This is a genomic window from Lacinutrix jangbogonensis, assembly GCF_000797445.1.
Taxonomy (GTDB): Bacteria; Bacteroidota; Bacteroidia; order Flavobacteriales; family Flavobacteriaceae; genus Lacinutrix; species Lacinutrix jangbogonensis.
Genome location: NZ_JSWF01000012.1, coordinates 39,228 through 63,342, shown reverse-complemented (window position 1 = coordinate 63,342; position 24,115 = coordinate 39,228). Strand labels below are relative to the sequence as shown.

At 33.0% G+C, this 24,115-nt stretch carries 25 protein-coding genes, 1 tRNA gene and 1 pseudogene; 17 read left to right on the top strand and 10 right to left on the bottom strand.

Annotation, left to right across the window (positions count from 1 at the left end; genetic code table 11):
* Positions 1 to 19: 19 nt before the first annotated feature.
* The gene (locus tag RH82_RS00355; protein WP_034057154.1) at positions 20 to 2,206 is read right to left on the bottom strand and encodes a glutamine synthetase III family protein; all 2,187 of its coding nucleotides are present in this window, start codon (positions 2,204 to 2,206) and stop codon (positions 20 to 22) included.
* Positions 2,207 to 2,398: 192 nt separating this feature from the next.
* Here RH82_RS00355 and RH82_RS00350 point away from each other — a divergent pair, with 192 nt between their 5' ends.
* Positions 2,399 to 3,412 carry a glutamine synthetase beta-grasp domain-containing protein gene (locus tag RH82_RS00350; RefSeq protein WP_034057152.1) on the top strand — a complete coding sequence of 338 codons (1,014 nt, stop codon included), beginning with the start codon at positions 2,399 to 2,401 and terminating at the stop codon, positions 3,410 to 3,412.
* Between the two features lie 89 nt (positions 3,413 to 3,501).
* On the opposite strand, the gene RH82_RS00345 is transcribed toward RH82_RS00350, so the two are convergent.
* Together RH82_RS00345 and RH82_RS18705 are read right to left on the bottom strand one after the other, a co-directional pair.
* Positions 3,502 to 5,019 (bottom strand): OmpP1/FadL family transporter, encoded by a 1,518-nt coding sequence (locus RH82_RS00345; protein ID WP_034057150.1) that lies wholly within the window; start codon positions 5,017 to 5,019, stop codon positions 3,502 to 3,504.
* Between the two features lie 39 nt (positions 5,020 to 5,058).
* Positions 5,059 to 6,045, bottom strand: a complete 987-nt coding sequence (locus RH82_RS18705) for a hypothetical protein (protein WP_034057148.1) — start codon at positions 6,043 to 6,045, stop codon at positions 5,059 to 5,061.
* 99 nt (positions 6,046 to 6,144) lie between these two features.
* Between RH82_RS18705 and proS the strand changes: the two genes are divergently transcribed.
* The 4 genes from proS (at position 6,145) to RH82_RS00320 (ending at position 8,661) form a co-directional block, all read left to right on the top strand.
* Positions 6,145 to 7,623 carry a proline--tRNA ligase gene (gene proS / locus RH82_RS00335; protein WP_034057145.1) on the top strand — a complete coding sequence of 493 codons (1,479 nt, stop codon included), beginning with the start codon at positions 6,145 to 6,147 and terminating at the stop codon, positions 7,621 to 7,623.
* Between the two features lie 149 nt (positions 7,624 to 7,772).
* A tRNA-Glu gene (locus RH82_RS00330) sits at positions 7,773 to 7,844 on the top strand.
* Positions 7,845 to 7,875: 31 nt separating this feature from the next.
* Positions 7,876 to 8,127 carry a 30S ribosomal protein S20 gene (gene rpsT / locus RH82_RS00325; RefSeq protein ID WP_034057236.1) on the top strand — a complete coding sequence of 84 codons (252 nt, stop codon included), beginning with the start codon at positions 7,876 to 7,878 and terminating at the stop codon, positions 8,125 to 8,127.
* A 168-nt stretch (positions 8,128 to 8,295) separates the two neighbouring features.
* Positions 8,296 to 8,661 carry a hypothetical protein gene (locus RH82_RS00320; protein ID WP_034057143.1) on the top strand — a complete coding sequence of 122 codons (366 nt, stop codon included), beginning with the start codon at positions 8,296 to 8,298 and terminating at the stop codon, positions 8,659 to 8,661.
* Between the two features lie 202 nt (positions 8,662 to 8,863).
* Here the strand turns inward: RH82_RS00320 and RH82_RS19170 are convergent, their stop codons facing one another.
* Entirely contained in the window at positions 8,864 to 9,142 is a 279-nt protein-coding gene (locus tag RH82_RS19170) for a hypothetical protein (RefSeq protein WP_394330715.1), read from the bottom strand.
* Positions 9,143 to 9,251: 109 nt separating this feature from the next.
* Positions 9,252 to 10,622 carry a transcription termination factor Rho gene (gene rho, locus RH82_RS00315; protein WP_394330714.1) on the bottom strand — a complete coding sequence of 457 codons (1,371 nt, stop codon included), beginning with the start codon at positions 10,620 to 10,622 and terminating at the stop codon, positions 9,252 to 9,254.
* A gap of 204 nt (positions 10,623 to 10,826) precedes the next feature.
* On the opposite strand from rho, the gene RH82_RS00310 reads away from it, so the two are divergent.
* Both RH82_RS00310 and RH82_RS18970 read left to right on the top strand, forming a co-directional pair.
* On the top strand, positions 10,827 to 11,237 hold the full coding sequence (locus tag RH82_RS00310) for a DUF4293 domain-containing protein (RefSeq protein WP_034057141.1): 411 nt from the start codon (positions 10,827 to 10,829) through the stop codon (positions 11,235 to 11,237).
* 110 nt (positions 11,238 to 11,347) lie between these two features.
* Positions 11,348 to 11,479: a hypothetical protein gene (locus RH82_RS18970; RefSeq protein ID WP_262494833.1), complete on the top strand. Its 132-nt coding sequence runs from the start codon at positions 11,348 to 11,350 to the stop codon at positions 11,477 to 11,479.
* Between the two features lie 337 nt (positions 11,480 to 11,816).
* Here the strand turns inward: RH82_RS18970 and RH82_RS00305 are convergent, their stop codons facing one another.
* Positions 11,817 to 12,314, bottom strand: a complete 498-nt coding sequence (locus tag RH82_RS00305; RefSeq protein ID WP_034057139.1) for a metallophosphoesterase family protein — start codon at positions 12,312 to 12,314, stop codon at positions 11,817 to 11,819.
* A 234-nt stretch (positions 12,315 to 12,548) separates the two neighbouring features.
* On the opposite strand from RH82_RS00305, the gene truA reads away from it, so the two are divergent.
* Positions 12,549 to 13,301 (top strand): tRNA pseudouridine(38-40) synthase TruA, encoded by a 753-nt coding sequence (gene truA, locus RH82_RS00300; protein ID WP_034057137.1) that lies wholly within the window; start codon positions 12,549 to 12,551, stop codon positions 13,299 to 13,301.
* Entirely contained in the window at positions 13,294 to 15,060 is a 1,767-nt protein-coding gene (locus RH82_RS00295) for an ABC transporter ATP-binding protein (RefSeq protein ID WP_034057136.1), read from the top strand. The genes truA and RH82_RS00295 overlap by 8 nt, the downstream gene beginning before the upstream one ends.
* Here RH82_RS00295 and RH82_RS00290 read toward each other — a convergent pair.
* From RH82_RS00290 to folP, 4 genes are read right to left on the bottom strand one after another with little or no spacing between them, the layout of a single operon-like run.
* Positions 15,057 to 15,854, bottom strand: a complete 798-nt coding sequence (locus RH82_RS00290) for a DUF3667 domain-containing protein (RefSeq protein ID WP_081979142.1) — start codon at positions 15,852 to 15,854, stop codon at positions 15,057 to 15,059. The two genes, RH82_RS00295 and RH82_RS00290, sit on opposite strands and share 4 nt — an antisense overlap.
* Positions 15,855 to 16,646, bottom strand: a complete 792-nt coding sequence (locus RH82_RS00285) for a diadenylate cyclase (protein WP_034057134.1) — start codon at positions 16,644 to 16,646, stop codon at positions 15,855 to 15,857.
* A gap of 35 nt (positions 16,647 to 16,681) precedes the next feature.
* Positions 16,682 to 17,377: a hypothetical protein gene (locus RH82_RS17520; protein WP_052158127.1), complete on the bottom strand. Its 696-nt coding sequence runs from the start codon at positions 17,375 to 17,377 to the stop codon at positions 16,682 to 16,684.
* Positions 17,377 to 18,198: a dihydropteroate synthase gene (gene folP / locus RH82_RS00275; RefSeq protein WP_034057132.1), complete on the bottom strand. Its 822-nt coding sequence runs from the start codon at positions 18,196 to 18,198 to the stop codon at positions 17,377 to 17,379. The genes RH82_RS17520 and folP overlap by 1 nt, the downstream gene beginning before the upstream one ends.
* A 105-nt stretch (positions 18,199 to 18,303) precedes the next feature.
* Between folP and RH82_RS00270 the strand changes: the two genes are divergently transcribed.
* The 8 genes and pseudogenes from RH82_RS00270 to prmA all read left to right on the top strand — a co-directional run bounded on the left by RH82_RS00270 (position 18,304) and on the right by prmA (position 24,107).
* The gene (locus RH82_RS00270; RefSeq protein ID WP_034057129.1) at positions 18,304 to 18,852 is read left to right on the top strand and encodes a DUF1599 domain-containing protein; all 549 of its coding nucleotides are present in this window, start codon (positions 18,304 to 18,306) and stop codon (positions 18,850 to 18,852) included.
* Positions 18,853 to 18,906: 54 nt separating this feature from the next.
* The gene (locus RH82_RS00265) at positions 18,907 to 19,263 is read left to right on the top strand and encodes a four helix bundle protein (RefSeq protein ID WP_316930885.1); all 357 of its coding nucleotides are present in this window, start codon (positions 18,907 to 18,909) and stop codon (positions 19,261 to 19,263) included.
* A gap of 111 nt (positions 19,264 to 19,374) precedes the next feature.
* Positions 19,375 to 19,791: a MauE/DoxX family redox-associated membrane protein gene (locus RH82_RS19055; protein ID WP_316930884.1), complete on the top strand. Its 417-nt coding sequence runs from the start codon at positions 19,375 to 19,377 to the stop codon at positions 19,789 to 19,791.
* Positions 19,730 to 20,680: pseudogene (locus tag RH82_RS19050) on the top strand (DoxX family protein); the annotation flags it as partial. The gene RH82_RS19055 and the pseudogene RH82_RS19050, both read left to right, overlap by 62 nt.
* 4 nt (positions 20,681 to 20,684) lie before the next feature.
* A complete protein-coding gene (locus RH82_RS00255; protein WP_034057125.1) occupies positions 20,685 to 21,761 on the top strand; it encodes an ABC transporter permease in 1,077 nt (358 codons plus the stop codon).
* An 8-nt stretch (positions 21,762 to 21,769) separates the two neighbouring features.
* Positions 21,770 to 22,264 (top strand): TlpA family protein disulfide reductase, encoded by a 495-nt coding sequence (locus RH82_RS00250; RefSeq protein ID WP_034057232.1) that lies wholly within the window; start codon positions 21,770 to 21,772, stop codon positions 22,262 to 22,264.
* Between the two features lie 46 nt (positions 22,265 to 22,310).
* Positions 22,311 to 23,060: a triose-phosphate isomerase gene (gene tpiA / locus RH82_RS00245; protein WP_034057124.1), complete on the top strand. Its 750-nt coding sequence runs from the start codon at positions 22,311 to 22,313 to the stop codon at positions 23,058 to 23,060.
* Positions 23,061 to 23,270: 210 nt separating this feature from the next.
* Positions 23,271 to 24,107 carry a 50S ribosomal protein L11 methyltransferase gene (gene prmA / locus RH82_RS00240; RefSeq protein WP_034057123.1) on the top strand — a complete coding sequence of 279 codons (837 nt, stop codon included), beginning with the start codon at positions 23,271 to 23,273 and terminating at the stop codon, positions 24,105 to 24,107.
* Positions 24,108 to 24,115 lie beyond the last annotated feature (8 nt).

Below are 24,115 nucleotides of genomic sequence, written 5' to 3'. Positions count from 1 at the left end.
AAATAGAATCTAAAATAGTTTATTTAGTAAAGAGCAATTCTCTATATTTAGTTAGCGGCCAAAGTTCATCATCAACTAATAATTCTAACTTATCGCAAGGGTATCTTATGTCTTCCAATAAGGGCTTTACAGTATTGCAATAAGCAATAGCTTTATCTTCTAAAGATTTAATTTGATTGGATTTTTTTCTAGCCTCTGTCATTTTTGTCACCAAATTGTTTATCGATTCTATATGTCTAGAAATTTCTTCAATTAAATGTAATTGCGCTTGCGCTAACTTTTTAAATTCCTTTCCATAGATATCTTTTAACCCTTTTACATTTTCAATTAATATATTTTGGTATTTAACTCCTGTTGGCACGATGTGGTTTCTTGCTAAGTCTCCAAGTACACGTCCTTCTATTTGAATACGCATAATATAATCTTCAAGTTCTATTTCGTAACGTGCTTGTACTTCGGTCTCATTCATAACACCTAAGTCCTTATATAAAGAAAATGCTTTCTTAGAAATTTTAGCTTTTAAAGCTTCTGGTGTAGATATATTATTACTTAACCCTCTTTTTTTCGCTTCCTTTTCCCATGCGTCTCCATAACCATTGCCTTCAAACAAAATAGTTTTACTCTTTTTAATATACTCTCTTAAAACATTAAAGACAGCTTCGTCTTTTTTAAGATCCTTTTTAGCTATTAACACATCTACTTCAATTTTAAAATCTATAAGTTGCTTTGCTACTATTGAATTAAGCAAGGTCATTGGGTTTGCACAATTAGCTTTAGAACCTACAGCTCTAAATTCGAATTTATTTCCAGTAAAAGCAAAAGGAGAGGTTCTATTTCGATCTGTGTTATCTAAAAGTATTTCTGGAATTTTCCCTACTACGTTAAGTTTTAAATCTGTTTTTTCTTGAGGCGATAATTTCCCGTTAGTTACGTTTTCTAATTCATTTAAAACATGTGTGAGTTGTTCTCCTATAAATACCGAAATGATTGCTGGAGGCGCTTCATTTGCCCCTAATCTATGATCATTACTTGCCGAAGCTACAGCTGCACGAAGTAATTCTTCATTATCATTCACAGCTTTTATTGTATTAATAAAAAAGGTTAGAAACTGAAGATTACTCATTGGTGTTTTTCCAGGACTCAATAAATTCACTCCTGTATCCGTACTTAAACTCCAATTGTTGTGTTTACCAGAACCATTAATACCTTTAAAAGGTTTTTCGTGAAATAACACTTTAAAGTCGTGACGCTCTGCTACCTTATCCATAACATCCATTAGCAACGCATTATGATCAACAGCTAAATTTGCTTCTTCATATATAGGAGCGAGTTCAAATTGATTTGGAGCAACTTCATTATGTCTTGTTTTTACAGGAATACCCAACAACATACATTCTGTCTCTAAATCGCGCATATAAGACATTGCGCGATTAGGAATGGTTCCAAAATAATGATCGTCTAATTGTTGTCCTTTTGCCGAATCATGACCCAACAACGTTCTTCCTGTTAATTGAATATCTGGACGAGAAGAGACCAAAGCACTATCTATTAAAAAGTACTCTTGCTCCCAACCTAAAGAAGCATTTACCTTTTTTACATTTTTATCAAAATACTTACAAACGGCTACTGCAGCACTATCAACAGCTTGTAAAGCTCTTAATAAAGGTGTTTTATAATCAAGAGCTTCACCTGTATAAGACACAAATACCGTAGGAATACATAAAGTAGTACCATATATAAAAGCTGGTGATGTTGGATCCCAAGCAGTGTAACCTCGTGCTTCAAATGTATTCCTAATACCTCCATTTGGAAAACTAGAAGCATCCGGCTCTTGTTGCACCAATTGAGTACCGCCAAATTTTTCTATAGCGCCATTGTTTTCAATAGTTTCAAAAAAAGCATCATGCTTTTCTGCAGTAGCTCCTGTTAATGGCTGAAACCAATGTGTGTAATGTGTAACTCCCTTAGCTAATGCCCAGTCCTTCATTGCTGATGCAATTTGATCTGCTATATTTCTATCTATTTTAGATCCTTTTTCTATCGCAGTACTTACACTTGTATACGCACTAGTGGTTAATGTTTGACGCATTTTAGCTTGACTATAAACATTCTGCCCAAATAATTCTGAACGTTTCTTTTTCTCAGTAATTTTGAGCGGCTTCCTATTTAGCGTTTCTTTTATGGCGAAGAATCTAAGTGTAGACATAATTATCAATTTTTTACAAATATATCAATTTGAATCTTCTTTTTTAACAAAAACTAATTATACCCCAAAAAAAATAGGGCTGTTAATAACATATTAATAAAAATAATAATTTTAACCCTTTTTTTTTAATAGCTGTTTTAAAATTAATTTATATTTGCATTTGTATTATTAACTATTTATTTACAAATAACTATGGCAAAATTTAAATTAGAGTATATATGGTTAGATGGCCACAAACCAACTCAAAACATGAGAAGTAAAACTAAAGTTGAATACGACTTTAGTGGAAAATTAGAAGATTGTCCAGTTTGGTCTTTTGATGGTTCATCAACTGAACAAGCATCGGGAGGTGCTTCTGATTGTTTACTAAAACCTGTAGCTATTTTTCCAGATCCTGTAAGAAAGAATGGGTTTTTAATAATGGCAGAAGTTTTAAGCGCAGATGGAACACCGCATTCATCTAACGGAAGAGCTGCTATAGATGATGATGATGAGGATTTCTGGTTTGGATTTGAACAAGAATACTTCCTAATGGATGCAAAAACAGACTTACCTTTAGGTTTCCCGAGAGGAGGTTTTCCTGGACCGCAAGGAAAATATTACTGTTCTGTTGGAGGACGCTATACTTGGGGAAGAGATTTTGTTGAAGAGCATGCAGACCTTTGCATAGACGCTGGATTAAACTTTGAAGGTATTAACCAAGAAGTTGCACCAGGACAATGGGAATATCAATTATTTGCTAAAGGAGCTAAACGAGCTGGAGATGAAATTTGGATATCAAGGTATTTATTAGACAGATTAACAGAAAAATACAATTACTATATAGAATACCACCCAAAACCTGTTAAAGGAGATTGGAATGGTTCTGGCATGCACGCCAACTTCTCTAACACCACATTAAGAACTTGTGGTTCTAAAGAAATTTACGAAAAAATATGTGAAGCATTTAGACCGGTTACTGAAGAGCACATGGACGTATATGGTGAATTTAATGACGAACGCTTGACTGGTTTACACGAAACTGCTCACGTTTCTGATTTCACTTTTGGCGTTTCAGACAGAGGCGCATCAATACGCATCCCTATTATTACAGTAGAACAAGGCTGGAAAGGCTGGTTAGAAGATAGACGCCCAGCTTCTAATGGTGACCCATACAAAATTGCAGGCCGTATTATAAAGACAGTAAAATCTGCCAATATTAGCTAAAACAAAAATTACATCCATAAAAAAAGCGTTTGAAAATTTTTAAACGCTTTTTTTATTTTATTAAAGATTATAAATTTACTTTAATTTTTCTATAATCGAAAGCCTAATGTTAGAGTAATATTAGAATTATTAGCATCAATGGCTACAGCGTCAGTCAATCCAGTGTTATACAATTGATGTGCTCTTGTTTGATTAAAGGCATCGTAAGTTATATCTAATTTTGTATTACCAAAGTTATAACCCAATCCAAAAGAGTACCCCTCTAAGTCTCCTACAGTTTTCCCGTTTTTATAAGGACTTTCCTCAAAACGATAACCACCTCTAAAACTAAACTGATTAACTTTAAATTCCCCCCCTAATTTATAGGTTGCTGCCGCTACTAAATTATTTGCAATAATATCGTTTTGCGCTCTAAAATAAGCATCAGACTTTGGCTTAAATTTTGTTTTACTAAAATCTCTTCTAGAATAATCGAAACTCAACACACCTTGCTTTCCAAAAATATAAGCTAAACTACCTGTTACTTTTGAAGGTGATTGCAAATTGTAATCTGGAAATAGATTTACTATTTGGGGATCTACAATTTGCAAAATATTCTCCTCTCCATCTACTCTAATTGTTTCTATATATTGAGACGTTTCTTCAGTAATAGTCATCCAGGTTGGAGAATCATATGTAAATCCAACTCTAAAGGAATTTGACAACTTATAGATTGTACCAAGTTGAAACGAGAATCCAGAACCGTTAGTAACAATATTGTTTTCGAAACCCACTTGGTTTACAACAGAGCCTGTATTGTTGTTTTGTTCATATAAAAACGTAGAACGCTCGTAATTTAGAAAATGAGAATTTAAATTCAGGCCTAAATACAAGTCATCTCCATATTGAGCACCTAAATTAAATGCGATTTTCCCGTTGTATCCAGTTGCTGAATAATTATATTCTTGATCAAAATTTCCAGCTGCAATATTTGAAGTGTACAACGTATTATCATCAGTATCGCTAACTGGTTCTAAAATATAAGAGTCGTAACCTAAATAAGCTTGCTGATAAACGTAACCATAAGCATTTCCAATACCAGCATATGCGCTAGAAGAAGACTCTCCTGGCAATGCAGAAATTTCATCCAACCTCAACCCTTGTGCATTATTTAAAAAATATTGATCTATAGAGGTTGAATTTGTTCCTCTAGACCTCCAATTATCGTCATAATTCTTGGTATTATCAAACCCTACACTAAATGCGAATTTCCTCCATTGCGAATTCTCATTTCTATTTTTAAAGACAAAAAGACCTCCTCCCTGATTTAGAGATAGATCTGAATCTGACGAAGCATTTGTTTGTCCAAAATAACCCATTTCATTATCAACATCACTAATATTTAATGAAACCGAAGCAAAACTATTGTTATATATCGCTGAACCAGCAGGATTTACACTTACCGCACTTAAATCCCCTCCAAGAGCTCCAAATGCCCCACTAAGCGCTCTATATCTTGCAGAGCCTATAATTTCCCCATTACTGTAACGTAAAGCATCGTTTATATCTTGAGCGTTAATTGTAATCATAGACATAAAACCTATGAATAAAAATATATCTTTTTTCATATTAATTATTTAATTATTTCTCTTTTGAAAAACTAACCACTACCCTCTTCGTCTTCCTCCTGAGGAAGACCTAGAAGAGGAGGATCTAGAAGAGGATCTTGTAGAGCTTCTTGGAGATGATGATCTAGTATTAGAAGTTCTAGTCCTTGGTGTTGTTGTTCTTACCCTTGGTGTAGAACTTCTTGGTGTAGAACTATTATTTCTAGTTCTTGGCGCTGTTGTTCTTACTCTTGGCGTTGTTGCTCCTCTAGTCCTAGTTCTAGGAGTAGTTGTTCTAGTTCTTGTTCTAGGAGTAGTCGAAGTTCTTGTTCTTATTGAATTAGCTCTTGTTCTAGCATGCGTTTGAACTCTTCGTCCTAAAACTGAGTTTCTACCATATACGTTACCTCTTCGTGTAGAGTTATAAGCTAAACTGTATCCATTATTCCAACCAAAACCATTGTTCCATCCAAAACCATTGTTCCATCCAAAACCATTGTTCCATCCAAAACCATTGTTCCATCCAAAACCATAGTTCCATCCAAAACCATTGTTCCATCCAAAACCATTGTTCCATCCAAAACCATTGTTCCACCCAAAACCATTGTTCCACCCAAAACCATTGTTCCACCCAAAACCATTGTTCCACCCAAAACCATTGTTCCATCCAAAACCATTATTGTTGACATTTACAATAACCTCAGTACTGTTTTCTCCCCAAGAACCATAACCTGTGTCCACATTACCGGCTTGTACATTATCCTCTGAATACTGGCCTTCATAAGAATCTATATCTACAAAAACTTCTTGATTAGCATTAGTATCCATTTGAATAGACTTCTCCCTAAAGTAATTTTTGTAGTAAGTATTGTCGCCGCTCTCTTTTGTATCAGCTTGAACAACATCAACCTGTCTATAATCCTCTCCATAAACGCCATCACTATCTTGCCCTACATATTGGTAAGAACCACAAGAAGTAAGTCCTATAGCAAATAAAATTACAGCAATCGCTGGTCGTTTGTTTAATAAGTGTTTTTTTAATTGCATAACTCTTAGTTTTTAGTGTTGAACAAAACAAAAATAGTTAGTTTTGTCGAACTATTTCTTTTTTTAACATAATCACAATATTTGTGCCAAACACTATATATGAGCAAAAAACTCACTACAAGAGCAGAAGATTATTCAAAATGGTATAATGAATTGGTCGTAAAGGCTGATTTAGCTGAAAACTCGGCGGTTAGAGGCTGTATGGTAATAAAACCTTACGGCTATGCTATCTGGGAAAAAATGCAGGCAGAATTAGATAGAATGTTTAAAGAAACTGGACATCAAAACGCCTATTTCCCACTTTTTGTACCTAAAAGCTTATTTGAAGCTGAAGAGAAAAATGCTGAAGGCTTCGCAAAAGAGTGTGCAGTAGTCACGCATTATAGATTACAAAACGATCCTGATAACCCAGGAAAACTGCGTGTAGACCCCGAAGCTAAGCTAGAAGAAGAACTTGTTGTAAGACCAACAAGTGAAGCTATTATCTGGAGCACTTTTAAAGGATGGATTCAATCTTACAGAGATTTACCCTTACTAATAAACCAATGGGCAAATGTTGTTCGCTGGGAAATGCGTACACGTTTATTTTTACGTACTGCAGAATTCCTTTGGCAAGAAGGCCACACAGCTCATGAAACAAAAGCAGAAGCTATAACTGAAGCAGAAACTATGAATAACGTCTATGCAACTTTCGTTGAGAATTTCATGGCAATACCAGTAGTTCAGGGTTTAAAAACTGAGAGTGAGCGTTTTGCTGGAGCTGACGAAACCTACTGTATTGAAGCATTAATGCAGGATGGAAAAGCATTACAAGCTGGAACCTCTCACTTTTTAGGGCAAAACTTCGCAAAAGCTTTTGATGTGAAATTCACTAATAAAGAAGGAAAAAAAGATTACGTTTGGGCTACTTCTTGGGGAGTTTCAACACGATTAATGGGAGCTTTAATCATGACACATAGTGATGATCAAGGACTCGTATTACCTCCAAACCTAGCACCTAATCAAGTAGTAATCGTTCCAATATATAAGACTGAAGAACAACTTGAAGAAATCACTAGCGTCGTAAATAGCATTATAACAGATTTAAGAGCAAAGCATATTACTGTTAAATACGATAATAGAACAACCTACCGTCCAGGAGCAAAATTTGCGCAACACGAATTACAAGGTGTTCCTTTACGTATTGCAATTGGAGCGAGAGATCTGGAAAACGGAACTGTAGAGTTAGCGCGTAGAGATACCTTAACCAAAGAGACTGTTTCTTTAGATTCATTAACTGAAAAGATTGAAGGGTTAATGACCGAAATTCAAGAATCCCTATTTAATAAAGCTTTAAATCATAGAGATACTCACACAACGGAAGTTGAAAATTTCGACACCTTTAAAACTGTTTTAGAAGAGAAAGGAGGATTTATCTCAGCACATTGGGACGGAACACCAGAGACTGAAGATAAAATAAAAGAAATTACAAAAGCAACAATTAGATGTCTTCCATTAGAAGGGAAGCTAGAAGATGGTGTTTGTGTGTATTCAGGAAAGCCTTCAAAACGTAGAGTATTGTTTGCAAAAGCATATTAAGTAAACTTTTTTTAAAAAAAGTTTACTTAGGTATTGCAAAAGTAGAAAATAGTTGTATTTTTGCATCCGCAATGGAAACGTTGTAAAGTTATTTGAAAAGTTTTGCAGAAATAAAAATATAATTTATATTTGCACACTCTTAAATAAATGGCCCGTTCGTCTATCGGCTAGGACGCATGGTTTTCATCCATGTAAGAGGGGTTCGACTCCCCTACGGGCTACAATTTTTATAATAAAGAAACAAAGAAACAAATGGCAAATCATAAGTCAGCGTTAAAAAGAATTAGACAAAACGAAACTAAGCGCTTAAGAAATAAGTATCAGCATAAAACAACTCGTAATGCGATAAAAAAATTACGTGAGTTAACTGATAAGAAAGAAGCTGAAGCGTTTTTACCGTCAGTATGCTCTATGTTAGATAGATTAGCAAAGACTAACGTTATACACGCTAACAAAGCTGCTAACTTAAAGTCTGGTTTAACTAAGTTCGTTTCAGCGATATAGTTAAATTAATTCTACAATAAATAAAAGTCTATCGAGAAATCGATAGGCTTTTTTATTACTTCAAAATTCTTTTAGTTTATAAAGGAATTTACTCGAAATAAGGTCTGTTATTTAATTTCAAAAAGTATAAATTTGCAATAATTAACCATTCACTTAAATATAACTCTTTTGGAAAACACAAACGCAATTAAGGCAATTGATAAAATTATTAAAAACCTTGATAAATCTGGCATCAATACAGAGACACTAATAGATGATATTAAAGCATTAAGAGCTTTTGCTCTGGAAGAGGAAGTGCCTTTAGTGGTTAAGGTACTTAGGCTTGCTTATGAGCACATAGAAGAGCACCAATCATTTCTTATACCCGTTCTTGAAGATGAGCCTATAGATGAAGAAGAAGATGTCGTTGAAGAAAAAAATGATGCTTCTCCAGTAGAAAGTCTTAAATACTTATTATCGCTTACAAAAAACCTTAATAACAAAGACAATATTTCAGACTTAAGAGAATACAAAGAGCTTTTAATGGCTTATTAAACATTAATATATTTTTAAATACAACGAGCAAGCCTTTGTATATAGATACAAAGGCTTGCTCGTTTATATTACTCTACAAACTCTTTTCAAGTTGATTCAAAATAATAACTAAGATTTTAGACTGCAAAAAAAAAGTCCTGACTATAAATCAGGGCTTTTTTATTTTTGGAGTGAATTCCTAAATTTAATTGAGAATAGACTTCTAACCATTCATTGAGATTAAAAACTCTTCGTTGTTTCTTGTTTGCTTAAAACGCTCGTTGATAAATTCCATAGCTTCTACTGGATTCATATCTGCAAGATATTTGCGCATTACCCACATTCTTTGAATCGTAACCTTGTCTAATAATATATCATCACGACGTGTGCTTGACGATGTTAAATCGATAGCTGGAAAAATACGACGGTTAGAAATCTTACGATCTAATTGTAGCTCCATGTTACCCGTTCCTTTAAATTCTTCAAAAATTACTTCGTCCATTTTAGAACCAGTTTCTGTTAAAGCAGTAGCAATAATAGTAAGCGAACCTCCATTTTCTATATTACGTGCAGCACCAAAGAAACGTTTTGGCTTGTGTAATGCATTAGCATCAACACCACCTGAAAGTATTTTCCCCTGAAGCTGGTTGTACTGAGTTATAAGCTCTAGCTAAACGTGTTATAGAATCTAATAAGATCACTACATCGTGTCCACATTCTACTAATCGTTTTGCTTTTTCTAATACGATATTTGCAATCTTTACGTGCTCGTGAGCTTCTTTATCGAAAGTTGAAGCAATAACTTCTCCACGAACATTACGTTGCATGTCTGTAACCTCTTCTGGACGTTCATCGATGAGTAAGATCATTTGGTATACTTCTGGATGATTGGCTGCAATTGCATTAGCAACATCCTTAAGCAACATTGTTTTACCTGTTTTAGGTTGCGACACAATCATACCACGTTGCCCTTTACCTATTGGGGCAAACAAATCCATAATACGCGTAGAAATTGTTGCTTGCTTTCCTGCAATATTAAATTTCTCTTCTGGGAATAATGGTGTTAAATGCTCAAAAGATACACGATCTCTAACCACATCTGGACTTTGTCCGTTAATTTTATTTACTTTAATAAGTGGAAAATATTTCTCGCCTTCTTTTGGAGGTCTAACATTTCCAAGTACTGTATCTCCAACTTTTAATCCGAATAAACGAATTTGAGATTGCGATACATAAATATCGTCCGGAGAAGACAGGTAATTATAATCTGAAGATCTTAAAAAGCCATAACCATCTTGCATAACATCTAATACACCCTCACTTTCTATGATAGCATCGAATTCGAAATCTGGTTCACGGTAACGGTTTCGTGTTTCACTGGTTCCGTGTGTGTTTCCGTTTTTACCTTGACTACGTTGATTAGTATTCTGGTTTTTATTCTGATTTTTATTCTGAGTGTTTTGACGATTTGGATTATTATCCTTTTTGTCGTCTTTTTTATTTTGATGATTATGAACAGGTTTTTTATGCTGAGGCTTTGGCTGTTGTGCCTTAACTGGTTCTTTTACTTGTTTATTATCGTCCTTACTATCTTTTGATTCTATACTGTCTTTAACTTCAGTAGTGTCTCTGCTTTCCTCCTCTTTAAAAGCTATAGCTTCTTGTTGTACTTCTGCCTGAGGTTTTGGTTGCACTTTTGCCTGAGGTTTTACCTGAGGTTTTGGTTGTGCTTTTGGTTGAGGCCTTGGCTTATTTGCCGCAGGACGTTGTACACGTTCTCTTTTGGGTTTCTCTTGTGCTACAGGAGCAGGAATATCTGCTTTTACAACTTCAACGGCCTTTGGGTTAGCTGCTTGTTTATCCAAAATTTGATAAACTAAGTCTAATTTTTTTAATGAACGAAACTTTGGAATACTTAGCTTTTTAGCCATGTCCTGTAACTCAGGAAGCTTCATTTCTTTTAATTGTGAGATTTCAAACATGAATTGTTTAATTGAATATTTTTTGAAAAATTATGTTGTTGAAAATTTCCGAAGAAAAATATTTTGTGATTCTGAAGAATTAACGCATTGCTAATGTGAAAGTTGCAAGTCGCCTATGCAATAATACGACTTTATTTTAAGTTTTTAGCAACATTTCCCAAAAGAAGTTATATTTTTGATGCTGAAATTATTCGATTAAAATAAATGATACAACGTATTCAATCTGTCTATTTACTGCTTGCCGCTGGAATTTCGGCTGGATTGATTTTTGTATTTCATTTATGGATAACTAACGAGGATGTAAAAATCTTCGCTATGGATGAGCTTTTATTTTTTGGACTCTTTTTAGGGTCTTCAGCTTTGTCTTTGTTATCTTTAGTTATGTTCAAAAACAGGAAGTTGCAATTTGTATTGGGACGCCTTAATATGATATTAAACTTTATTTTACTAGGATTTTTTGTATATCAATCTCTAAATGTATCTGGAGAAGCTTTGGTTTCTGAGAAAGGTATTGGGATTTTTCTTCCGATTCTGTCTATAGTATTATTGGCTCTGGCTAATAAGGCTATTAAAAAGGATGAAGATCTCGTAAAATCTGTAGATAGGTTACGTTAAACCTAACATCTTAGTAGTATTAGTGCGTGAGCCCAAGGTGAAGATCTTGGGCTTTTTTGTGCCCTAAAATTTGGGTATTATACTATATTATATTTAATCTAAATAATATTATGAACCACTTAAAAAAAATCATGATGCTTGTTTTAGTATCTATTATATTTATTTCTTGTAATAAAGATGACGTAAATAATGAAGAGCCTTCTTTATTAGACGCAGAAAAAACAGAATTGTTAAATTGTTAGAAGCTGATTTTACAACGAAAAGTTTAATCCCTATTAACTTTACATCGTCAAAACTTGTTAAAATTGATGGAGAATATTATTTAAGATCTTTTCATGGAGAAAAAGTAACAACTTCTTTATTAGAGGTAAACTCAAATAAAGTGCTTGTTTTCTAGGGAATATCTTGTACTTCTACATCATGTTCTAATAGTGAAACTGGCTGTATTCCAAACGCAAAAAAGGGATGTACTAAATGTACTGAAGGAACTAAAGATTGTACCAGAACAATAATTATTAGCGATTAAAATTCAAAAATAATTTAAACAGAGCCCAAGGTGAAGATCTTAGGCTTTTTTATTTAATGTTTTTTTGGAAACTCTATAACTTCTAAATTCTCAATCTTCTTTCCGTCTATTGTAAAACGCAACATTGTTCTTACATTATGAAAGCCGTGTTTACCTACTGCGCCAGGATTCATGTGGATTAGATTTAGTTTTTTATCTGGCATTACTTTTAAAATGTGTGAGTGTCCACTAATAAAAACACGTGGTGGATTTTTATATATTTCTTCTCTTACTCTTACATTATATTTATTTGGATAGCCTCCAATGTGCGTAATCCATACATCCACATCTTCGCACATAAACCGATTGTTCTCTGGGAATTCTAATCGTACTTTATCACCATCAATATTACCATAAACACCTTTTAGTGGTTTTAGTTTTTCTATTGCATCTGTTACTTTTAAATCGCCAATATCTCCAGCATGCCAAACCTCATCGGCTTGTTTAACGTATTTCAGAATATCGTCATCAATATGACTATGCGTGTCTGATAGTAGTAGGATTTTTTTCATTGAATTTCTTTAAATTCATTCCCACGAAAGTGGGAATTCTATTATTACTTTCAGTATCTTATTATTTGTTAAAAATAAAATTGTTTTCAAACGCACTTCGACATCCTGTGTGTGACCGTTCTTTTCAATTTCTATAATTAGAAAACGAAAGTCTTTTAATTATTATTTAGCATTTCATTAGGAACAAAAACAATTATCTTTGTTTCTTCAGAAAAAACAAAAATACAAGTTTCTTTGCGATATTTTATAGAACTTTCATACAACGGAAAAGCATATCATGGTTGGCAAATACAACCTAATGCAATCTCTGTACAAGAAATTTTAGAAAAAAGTGTTTCAACTTTATTAAAAGAACCTATTACTACAATGGGAGCTGGAAGAACGGATGCTGGTGTGCACGCCAAACAACTGTATGCACATTTTGAAACCGAAGCCTCTTTTGACATATCTACAATTACATATAAATTAAATTCATTTTTACCAGAAGATATCGCAGTTAAAAGCATTTTTAAAGTAAAGGCTGATGCCCATGCAAGATTTCATGCTCTCAGTCGACAGTATTTATATAAAATTGCCCTAGAAAAGAATCCGTTTAATACTGAACACGCTTTTTTGTTAAAACCAAAATTAGATCTTGACAAACTAAAAGAAGCAACCACAATATTATTAGACTATAAAGATTTTCAATGCTTTTCTAAAAGTAATACAGACGTAAAAACGTATAATTGTAATATAATGAAAGCCGAATGGCAAGTTGTTGAAAATGAGCTTCATTTTACAATTAAAGCAGATCGATTTTTAAGAAACATGGTGCGTGCTATTGTTGGAACCTTAATTAACATTGGTATTGGCAAAGTTGAAGTAGAAATGCTTCACGATATCATTAAATCTAAAAACAGAAGTGAAGCTGGATTTTCTGTTCCTGCTCACGCATTATATTTAACAGAAATTGAATATCCAGAAACTATAAAGTACAACATTGAGTAATAAAAAAGAAAACATATTCGACATCACGCTATTTAAACGTTTGTTTCAATACACAAAACCGTACAAAACTGTTTTTTACGGTGTGCTATTATCTGTATTAATTATTGCTGGTCTAAGTATTGCGACACCAAAACTATTGCAAATAGTAATAGACGAGCATATAAAAACTGTTCAAGAAGAAGGTTTCTTGTATTATATTATTTTAATGATTGCTTTGCTTCTAGTGCAAACAATTTTTCAATTTTTCTTTCAATTTTATGCCGCATGGCTCGGACAAAATATTGTTGAAGATGTTCGTGTGCTATTGTTTAATCATATGCTAAAATTTAAGATGAAGTATTATGACAATTCTTCGGTTGGAATGTTAATAACACGTGCTGTTACTGATATGGAGCGTATTGCCGATATTTTTGGTCAAGGCTTGTTTATGATTATGCGAGATTTAACTGTTATGTTAGTAATATCTATTTATATGCTCTCTACAAATGTAATGCTTAGTTTAATAGTGTTTGTAACCTTGCCAATTGTTTTGTATGCTACAAAGGTTTTTCAGCGTTATATGAAAACAGCTTTTGAGGAAGTAAGAACAGAAGTTTCTAACCTTAACTCGTTTGTGCAGGAACGCGTAACAGGAATGAAAATTCTTCAATTGTTTACACGAGAATACACAGAGAACAAAAACTTTAAAGCTATTAACGAGCGACATAAAAAAGGTTGGCTAAAGACTATATGGTATAATTCAATTTTCTTTCCAATTGCAGATTTCCTCGCTAGTATCACTACAGGATTAGTGGCATACTACGGCGCATTAATGGTTGTTGTTGAAAATACTGCAACTGTAGGTCAATTATTTTCGTTTATGATGATGATTCCGCTATTGTTTAGACCTTTAAGGCAAATTGCAGATAAGTTTAATACGCTACAAATGGGAATGGTCGCAGCCAAACGTGTTTTTAAAGTTATTGATACAACATCACAAATTGATGATTCAGGAACTATAGAAGCTTCACATTTTAAAGGCGGTATCACTTTTAACACGGTACACTTTAGTTATGTTGAGAATGAAGAAGTACTAAAAGGTATTTCTCTTGATGTAAAAGCTGGAGAAACAGTAGCTATTGTTGGTTCAACAGGCGCTGGGAAATCAACTATTATCAACTTATTAAATCGTTTTTACGAAATTAATAGTGGTAAAATTTCAATAGATAACATTGATATTAAATCAGTTACATTAGGGTCATTAAGAAGTCAGATTGCTGTGGTATTACAGGATGTCTTCTTGTTTGCAGACACGATTATGGCCAATATTACTTTAAATCATCCAAAAACCACTGAAGCGCAAGTAATACAAGCAGCAAAGGATATTGGTATTCACGAATTTATTTCTAGTTTACCAAATGGCTATCATTACAATGTAAAAGAACGTGGTGCCATGTTAAGTTCTGGGCAACGACAATTAATATCTTTTTTGAGAGCCTATGTTACAAATCCTAGTATTTTAATTTTGGACGAAGCAACCTCTTCTGTAGATTCGTACTCAGAAGAATTAATACAAAACGCAACAGATAAAATTACAAAAGGTAGAACTTCTATTGTGATTGCACATAGACTAGCGACTATTCAGAAAGCCGATAAAATAATTGTTATGGACGCTGGTGAAATTGTAGAGCAAGGCACTCATGTAGAGCTACTGAAAAAGAAAGACGGCTATTACAGAAATCTTTACGAGGTTCAATTTTTAAAGGTTGATGTTGCTTAATTATTTAAAGCATTTTTTGCTTTAGCAGCCTCCATCATCTCGTCTAAGCCTCCAAAAGCAAACATTAACAAACCGCCAATTATCATTGCTATTATAAAAAGAGTCGTTAGTAAAACCATAAACAGAATTGTTTTTATAGCGATACGTTTAAAACTCAGTTTAAAAACGCGCTTAAAAGCAAATGCCGTATAGAGCACCTGAATTGGTAATATTGCTATACTTAGCTCAACAACCTGTATGCCAAAAATTAAAGAAATAAAAACAATAACTATAGTTAAAATTGATAAATGAGCAGACGTGTACATGTTTAAAACCAAATGCTCAGTAAAATTATACTTCTTAATATTAAAAAACACAATTTTAGATATAAAGGCATACACCGGCACTGTGATAATAAATATTAATGATTGATATTCAGATACAAATGACATGTAATCTGCCATCGCATCTTCTTGTCCTTTTTGAGCAAATGCAGACATATCCATTAACTCAGGAAAAAACTTTTGTTGAATAAAAATTTGAAAACCACTTAATGTTATCGCAATAGCAAAATAGCTAATAACGTTAACATACTTTTTACGTGTACCACTTATATAACTATCAATAACCAGTTCTGGCTTTGTAAATAAGTGCAAGAAAGTTCTTAGAAATTGATTTTCATAATTCAAGTAACGGTATGCAAAATCTTCAAACAGATTACGGAGCGTTAACCTATTTCTAATCACTTTTGCTCCACAACCATTACAGAAGCTTATTTGTTGTGGTAATAACCGTTTACAATTTTTACAAACCATTTAAATTAAATCTTCTTTTATAATTTCTATTAATTCTGTAGGATCTTTAAAAGCGACAAATGTCCCATTTCTAAAACATGAAATCTGACCAGTTTCCTCACTAACTGTTATTGCAATAGCATCTGTTTTTTCGGTAATACCAACTGCAGCTCTATGCCTTAATCCAAAACGTTGCGGAATAGTTTTTTCGTTATTTACAGGTAAAATTACACGTGTCGCTTTTACAATATTATTTTCTATAATAATAGCACCATCGTGAAGTGGACTATTTTTAAAAAAGATACTTTCGATAATTGGTTGCGTCACTTTAATGTTCATTTCGTCTCCTGTCGTTACCAGAAAATCCAGATTATTGTTTCGCTCTAAAACAATTAATGCACCAGTTTTAGTGGTTGACATTTTATTACAAGCTGCAATAATCACATCTACATCTGTTGATAATGCCGAAACGCCATCCATTTTTAAAAATTTTATATGCTTTAGAAAACCACGTTTAGAGGCGAAGTTTGTAGAACCAATCATTAGTAAAAACTTTCTAACCTCTTGCTGAAACACCACTATTAACGCAATAAAACCAACACTAATAAAGCCACCTAAAATCTTAGTAAGTAGCACCATTTGTAAAGCCTCTACAATTAAATAAATAAAGTAGATAACGACGATACCAAGAAAAATATTAATAGCAACCGTTCCTCTTACTAATCTATAAATATAAAACAAAAGCAAGGCAACAAGAAAGACATCTATATAGTCTTTTATACCGAAGTTTAAGATGTTGTCGAAAATTTCCAATAGAAAGTGGTTTTTGTAAATTTAGTGAAATTGAGTTAATAAATGTATTCGATGTTTCTAACTATTACATTCTCCATCTCGAAATTAACTAATTTCGATTTTATATTTATATAATCTTGAAAGCTTAAGTTTCGATTAAAGCTTAAGTTGAGCGAAATAAAATCTGCTCCATGATCTGGATCATCTAAATCTAGCGAATTTAATTCTTCTTTGAGAATACTAACAACATCATTGACTTTAATGGTATTATGATTAAAATAAGAACTGATAAATATTTCGTCAAGATTTTTAATTATAAGAGAAACATGAAGCGCATCATTTGTAGGGATTATTCCTTCATCCTTATCCAGATATGTTCTATAAACCACATCAGTAAAATCAATAAATCCTAAGTTTTTAATACTGGTGTCGTTACACGTATAATAATTACGAGCACTTTTATTTTTATGTCCAGAATTTCTTTTTTTATCCTGCAACTTAATAATCGAAGGAATCGCTTGCTTTAGTGTTAAGCGCTTGTCAACATTTACTAACCAATTGGTAGTTATTATTAAATTACTTCTGTTTAATTCTAAACTGTCTGGCTTCGTTTCATCATAAAAAAGATAAGCTGGAGACACGTCTCTAATTTCAGTAATTTCAGCATTCTGTATTTCAGGAAGTAATACGGACTTCTCATTTCCGCATGAGAATACTACAAACAGAACAATTGTATATAATAGATGTTTCATTAATTAAGTTTATTATAAAGTGTAATACATTCCACAGCTTCTTTAACATCGTGAACGCGTAAAATACTTGCTCCTTTTTGCAAAGCTATCATATGTAATGCTGTTGTTCCATTTAAAGCTTCGGTTGCAGACGTTACCAGTGTTTTATAAATCATAGATTTTCTAGACAGTCCTGCTAATAATGGTAAATCTGTTATTTCAAAGCCTTCGAGCACGTTTAATAATACAAAATTCTGTTCTAATGTTTTAGCAAAACCAAAACCTGGATCTAAAATTATATCTTTAATTCCTAAAGCCCTTGCAGATGCTATTCTTTCAGAAAAATAGAATAGAATATCTTTTAGAATATTATCGTAGTTAGTCTGTTGTTGCATTGTCTGTGGTGTACCTCGCATATGCATCATAATATATGGCGCCTGAAGACTCGCAACTGTTTGCATCATATGTTCATCTAAATGTCCTGCAGAAATATCATTAACAATCGCAGCACCTTTTGCAATACTTTGTTTTGCAACTTCGGCTCGAAACGTATCTACAGAAATTAGAATCTCTGGAAAATGTTTAATCAATAATTCAATAATTGGAAGTATGCGCTGGAGTTCTTCTTCTTGAGACACTTCATCTGCATTTGGCTTAGAACTATAAGCTCCAACATCTATAAAAGTTGCCCCATCATTCAACATTTTTTGTACTTGATTAATGATTTTAGACTCGTCTTTATAGAAACCACCATCAAAAAAAGAATCTGGAGTAACGTTAAGAATACCCATTACTTTTGGAGTATATAAATCGATAAGTTTGCCTTTACAATTAATGGTCATTGATACCTTTAAGTTTGTTGTTTATAACACATTTAAAAACTATAAACGTGAAACCTTGAATTTTAAACAATTTTATGCGAAATTTACGGAAATTTGAAACAACATATGCAAGATACTTCAAAACAATATGATGCTGTTATAGAAACCTGTCGCAGTCTGTTTATTAATAAAATGAGTGACTATGGAAGTGCGTGGCGAATTTTAAGATTACCATCGCTTACAGATCAGATTTTTATTAAAGCGCAGCGCATAAGAAGTTTGCAACAAAATGACGTTAGAAAGGTTGATGAAGGTGAGCAAAGCGAATTTATCGGTATTATAAATTATTCTATTATGGCGCTTATTCAACTTGAAAAAGGTGTTGTAGAACAACCAGATTTATCCACCGAAGATGCTACCGTGTTATACGATAAAAAAGTAGCTAGTACCAAACAATTAATGCAAGATAAAAACCATGATTATGGTGAAGCTTGGCGAGATATGCGCGTGAGTTCTTTAACAGATTTGATTCTACAAAAATTATTAAGAGTTAAACAAATTGAAGATAATGCTGGTAAAACAATTGTAAGTGAAGGTATTGACGCAAATTATCAAGACATGATTAATTATGCGATTTTTGCAATGATTCATCTCGAAATATCAAATTCCAAATAACAAAAAACTAAATTCCAAACTTACTCTGGTGTTGAAAAATAAAAATATCTAAAAATTCTGAATAACGAAAAAAAATATAATCTTGAACAACGCACTTATGAATTTGCAAGAGATTGTCGGTTTTTGGTTAGAAGTTTACACAATACAACATCTAATATTGAAGATGGAAAACAATTAATAAGATCTTCAGGATCTGTTGGAGCGAATTATATAGAAGCGAATGAAAAACTTGGAGATAAAGATTTAAAATTCAGACTAAAAATATCAAGAAAGGAAGCTAAAGAAAGTGAATATTGGTTAAAATTATTGAGAGATCTAAATGAAGATAAAACACAAAAAATTGAACAATTAATTGCTGAAGCTTCAGAATTAAGAAAAATATTATCAGCAATAATTAATAAATTAAAATAAGTTTTGAATTTTTAAAAACACCTAAGCAAGTTTGGAATTTATAAATCCGATTAAGCCTTTTGGAATTTAGTTTTTGTTATTTGGAATTTAAAAATTTTTAATAAAAAATTTATGAAATACTTAGTACACATTTGCAGAATATTAGTTGGAGGATTATTCATTTTTTCGGGAATGATAAAACTAAACGATCCTTTAGGATTCTCCTACAAACTACAGGAATATTTTAGCACAGAGGTTTTAAATTTACCTTTTTTAGATCCTTATGCTTTAGGAATCTCAGTATTTGTGGTTGTTTTAGAAGTTGTTTTGGGTGTGTTTTTATTACTTGGGTATAAGCGCAAATTCACAATTTGGATGCTTTTAGCAACGATTGTATTTTTTACATTCCTAACCTTTTACGCCGCTTTTTTTCGAAGTAGTAAAAGACTGTGGTTGTTTTGGAGATTTCTTAAAACTAAAACCTTGGGAGAGTTTCAGAAAAGACATAATACTCCTTATTCTTATTCTTGTTTTGGTATTTGGAATTAAGCACATAAAACCAATTTTCGGCAAATTCCCAACCACACTTTTAGCTTTATTAGGCTTTATTGGTAGTTTATGGTTTGGATACCATGTGTTAACACATTTACCAACTTGGGATTTTAGAGCCTATAAAGTAGGTGCAAATATTGCCGATGGTATGCTTGTACCAGAAGACGCGCAAAAGGCTGTACAAGAATTCACATGGACTTTTAATGTTGGTGGAGAAAACCTAGAGTTTCTTACAGATGGAAGTTACCCAACTGTGGATGGAGACTATGTTGGTGTGGAAACAAAAATTATAGTAGAAGCTTACGATCCTCCTGTTAAAGATTTTTCTATTGAAACTGTTGATCAAGATTTCACCGCTAAATTTTTAGCTGAAGACCATCTCGTTATGGTTGTGGCCTACAGCCTTGAAAAAGCAAATGAAGAAGGCTTGAAAAACATTAAAAAAGTAACAGACAAAGCTATTAAAAATGGTTACACAGTAATTGGCTTATCGGCTTCTGGTGCTGAAGCTAAACAATACATAAAACAGACTTACGACTTAAATTTCGATTTCTACCTATGTGATGAAAAAGCATTAAAAACTGTTATCCGTTCTAACCCAGGGATTTTAAAGTTGGAAAAAGGAACTGTAATACAAAAAGAACACTTTAATGATGCTGAGGATTTAGAGCTACCAAAAGTAGAACGCAAACCAGAACCGGTTGTTTTAGATAACATCGCGTACTTTCTTAATGACGAAGAAGTAACAAAAGCAGAAATAGATGCTTTAGATCCTACTACTATAGGAGGTATGAATGTTTTAAAAGAAGGCCCAGAACTAGAAATCCTTAATTCAATGACCTCTAGCAACTATACAGGATTAATAAAAATCACATTAAAAGAATAATAATCTGCTAAGCTACCTACTAAATAAAATATTCTATGCACTACTCACATTATTTGGAGTAGTGACTGTTATATTCTTTTTATTTAATATTTTACCTGGAGATCCAGCACAAATGATGTTGGGACAAAACGAAGACAGCGAGCAGTTAGCTATCGTGAAAAAAAAGTACGGTTTCGATAAATCTATAGGTACCCAATACTTTTATTACTTAAATGACCTCGCTCCTATTTCGTTTCATTCTAATACAGAAGATGATTATACGTTTTTAAGAGACCATAAATATTCAGCAGTAAAACTGTTCACCATTGGAAATACAACAACCGCTTTAAAGTTTCCGTATTTAAGGGAATCGTTTACAAAACAAGGAAAAAAAGTAAGTACCGTTCTATCCGAAACTTTACCAAACACATTCGTTCTAGCAATTTCAGCTATTGGCATTGCTTTGCTACTAGGTATAAGTTTGGGCGTGATTTCTGCTTTAAAAAAAGACACTTTTATAGATAAAGCAATACAAATTTTAAGCACCATTGGCATGAGTATCCCTTCCTTTTTTAGTGCCATTTTATTTGCCTGGCTCTTTGGTTTTGTACTTCATAAATATACGAATCTAGAAATGACAGGCAGCCTTTTCGAACTTGATGACTTTGGTGAAAAAGTAAACATTAAATGGAAAAACTTAATACTTCCCGCTATTGTTTTGGGTATCCGTCCTTTGGCTGTTGTCATTCAGCTTATGCGAAATTCGTTGTTAGAAGTCTTTAACCAAGATTACATTCGTACCGCACGAGCGAAAGGTTTAAGCGAGTTTCAAATCATACAAAAACATGCCATAAAAAACGCATTAAACCCAGTAGTCACAGCTATTTCTGGATGGTTTGCTTCTATGTTAGCAGGAGCCGTTTTTGTAGAGTATATTTTTGGCTGGAATGGATTAGGAAAAGAAATAGTAAACGCATTAAACACATTAGATTTACCAGTAATTATGGGTTCTGTGTTAATTATAGCCTTACTCTTTATAATTATCAATATTTTTGTAGATATAATTTACGCTTGGCTAGATCCAAAAGTGAAATTAGAATAAAAAATACTATGAAAAAAATTGTCATTATTTTAATCCTTTTTATAGCAATTACAAATTGCAAGGCTCAAGAAGAACCAATAGTTTTTACTGAGAAAGCTTTAGCAGATATTTTTATTGACACAAAAGGTGATGAAATTGCTTTTTCAAAAATTTTAAAAGCATACAAGGGCAAACAAATTGTTATAGATATTTGGGCCTCTTGGTGTAAAGATTGCGTAAAAGGAATGCCAAAAATTAAGAAACTTCAAACCAACAATAAAGAGACCGTTTTTCTTTTTCTATCACTCGATAAAAGTGAAGAAGCATGGAAAAAAGGCATTAAGAAATATACCATTGAAGGGGAACATTATTTCATAAAATCTGGCTGGAAAAGTGAATTCGCATCCTTTCTAGATTTAGACTGGATTCCTCGCTATTTAGTAATTGACAAAACAGGAAACATAAAACTGTTTAGAGCAGTAAAAGCAGATGACCAAAAATTAAAATCAGCATTAAAAATATAACAGCAACAAAACCTTTTCATTATAAAGGCTTAATAAGAATATTAATATGAGAAAGAATATAGTAGCCGGGAATTGGAAAATGAATAACGATTTACCACAAACCGAAGCATTAATAGCAGACTTATTAAAACAGAATCAAACGTCGCGTGCAGAAGTTATGATTGCTCCAACAGCAGTAAATCTTTTTCAAGCGTTCCATAACACAATAAACTCTAACATAGAAGTTGTAGCACAAAACATGCACTTTGCAGAAAACGGAGCTTACACAGGAGAAGTTAGTGCATCAATGTTAAAAAGCGTTGGTATAAACACTGTCATTTTAGGGCATAGCGAACGTCGTGCTTACTTTAATGAAACTGACGAACTACTTGCTAAAAAAGTAGATACAGCATTAAAAAACGATATGCGAGTAATCTTTTGCTTTGGCGAAGAATTAAGTGATAGAAAAGCTGGTAACGAAGAAAAAGTCGTCGGGAATCAGATTAAAAATGCATTGTTTCATTTAAACGCATCAGCATTTAAAAACATTGTTTTAGCCTACGAACCTGTTTGGGCCATTGGCACTGGAGAAACAGCAAGTCCTGAGCAAGCACAAGACATGCACAAGTTTATAAGACAAACACTAAATACTAAATACAGCGAGCAAGTCTCTCAAGACATGAGCATCCTTTATGGTGGAAGTGTAAAACCGGCTAATGCTAAAGAAATATTTGGAAAACCAGATGTAGACGGAGGATTAATTGGTGGAGCTGCTTTAAACGCTGAAGATTTTTACGCTATTATTAACGCATTTTAATTAAATAATTTGGGCGTTACCAAGCCCTGCAAAAAAGCAGGACTTGGTCGCGTCTTCCATTGTATCTTTTTTTTATACTGAACTTGTTTTAGTACCGTTTTAAACTAATCTTCTTTCAATTTTTAAAAAGGATATTAACTTAAGAACAAAAAAAAGGATGCCATTACAACCGCTAACGCAGGATTACCTGCTAGAAACAAAGACTATTCAATGTCAAATACAATTTACATAGGTTATTATTTTACAGTAAAACCATTACAACCAGCAACCGAAATTCTAATTGCAGAGCTTGGTTATGCAGGATTCGAAAGTTTTGTTGAAACCGAAACTGGAGTCACAGCTTACATTCAAAAAGAAGAGTGGCGTGAAAACATTTTACAAGATATTTACGTTTTAACTAGCGAAGAGTTTGAAATCTCTTATACTTTCGATGAAATAGAACAAGTAAACTGGAATAGCGAATGGGAGAAAAATTTCAATCCTATCATTGTAGATAAACTCTGTTCTGTTCGTGCGCCATTTCACGAAAAACCAGATACAGAATACGATATTATTATCGAACCAAAAATGAGTTTTGGAACAGGACATCATGAAACCACTCACATGATGATTCAACATATAATAGCAAACGATTTTCAAGGAAAATCTGTTTTAGATATGGGTTGTGGTACAGCAGTTTTGGCAATTCTAGCAGAAATGAAAGGCGCAAACCCAATAGACGCAATAGATATAGATAATTGGTGCTATTTAAATAGTGTAGAAAACGCAGAACGTAATAACTGCAAAAATATTAGTGTTTACGAAGGCGATGCTAGTTTGCTAGAAAATAAAAAATACGATACTATTATAGCCAATATAAACCGAAACATACTTTTAAACGATATTAAAACGTACGCCAATTGCCTAAACAATAACGGCTCTCTTTTTCTAAGTGGTTTCTACGAAACTGATATCGCGATAATAGAAGCCGAATGTAACACAAACGGTTTAAAGTTAAAAAATAAGTTAAATCGTAACAATTGGGTTGCATTGCATTTCGAAAATTAATATTTTAG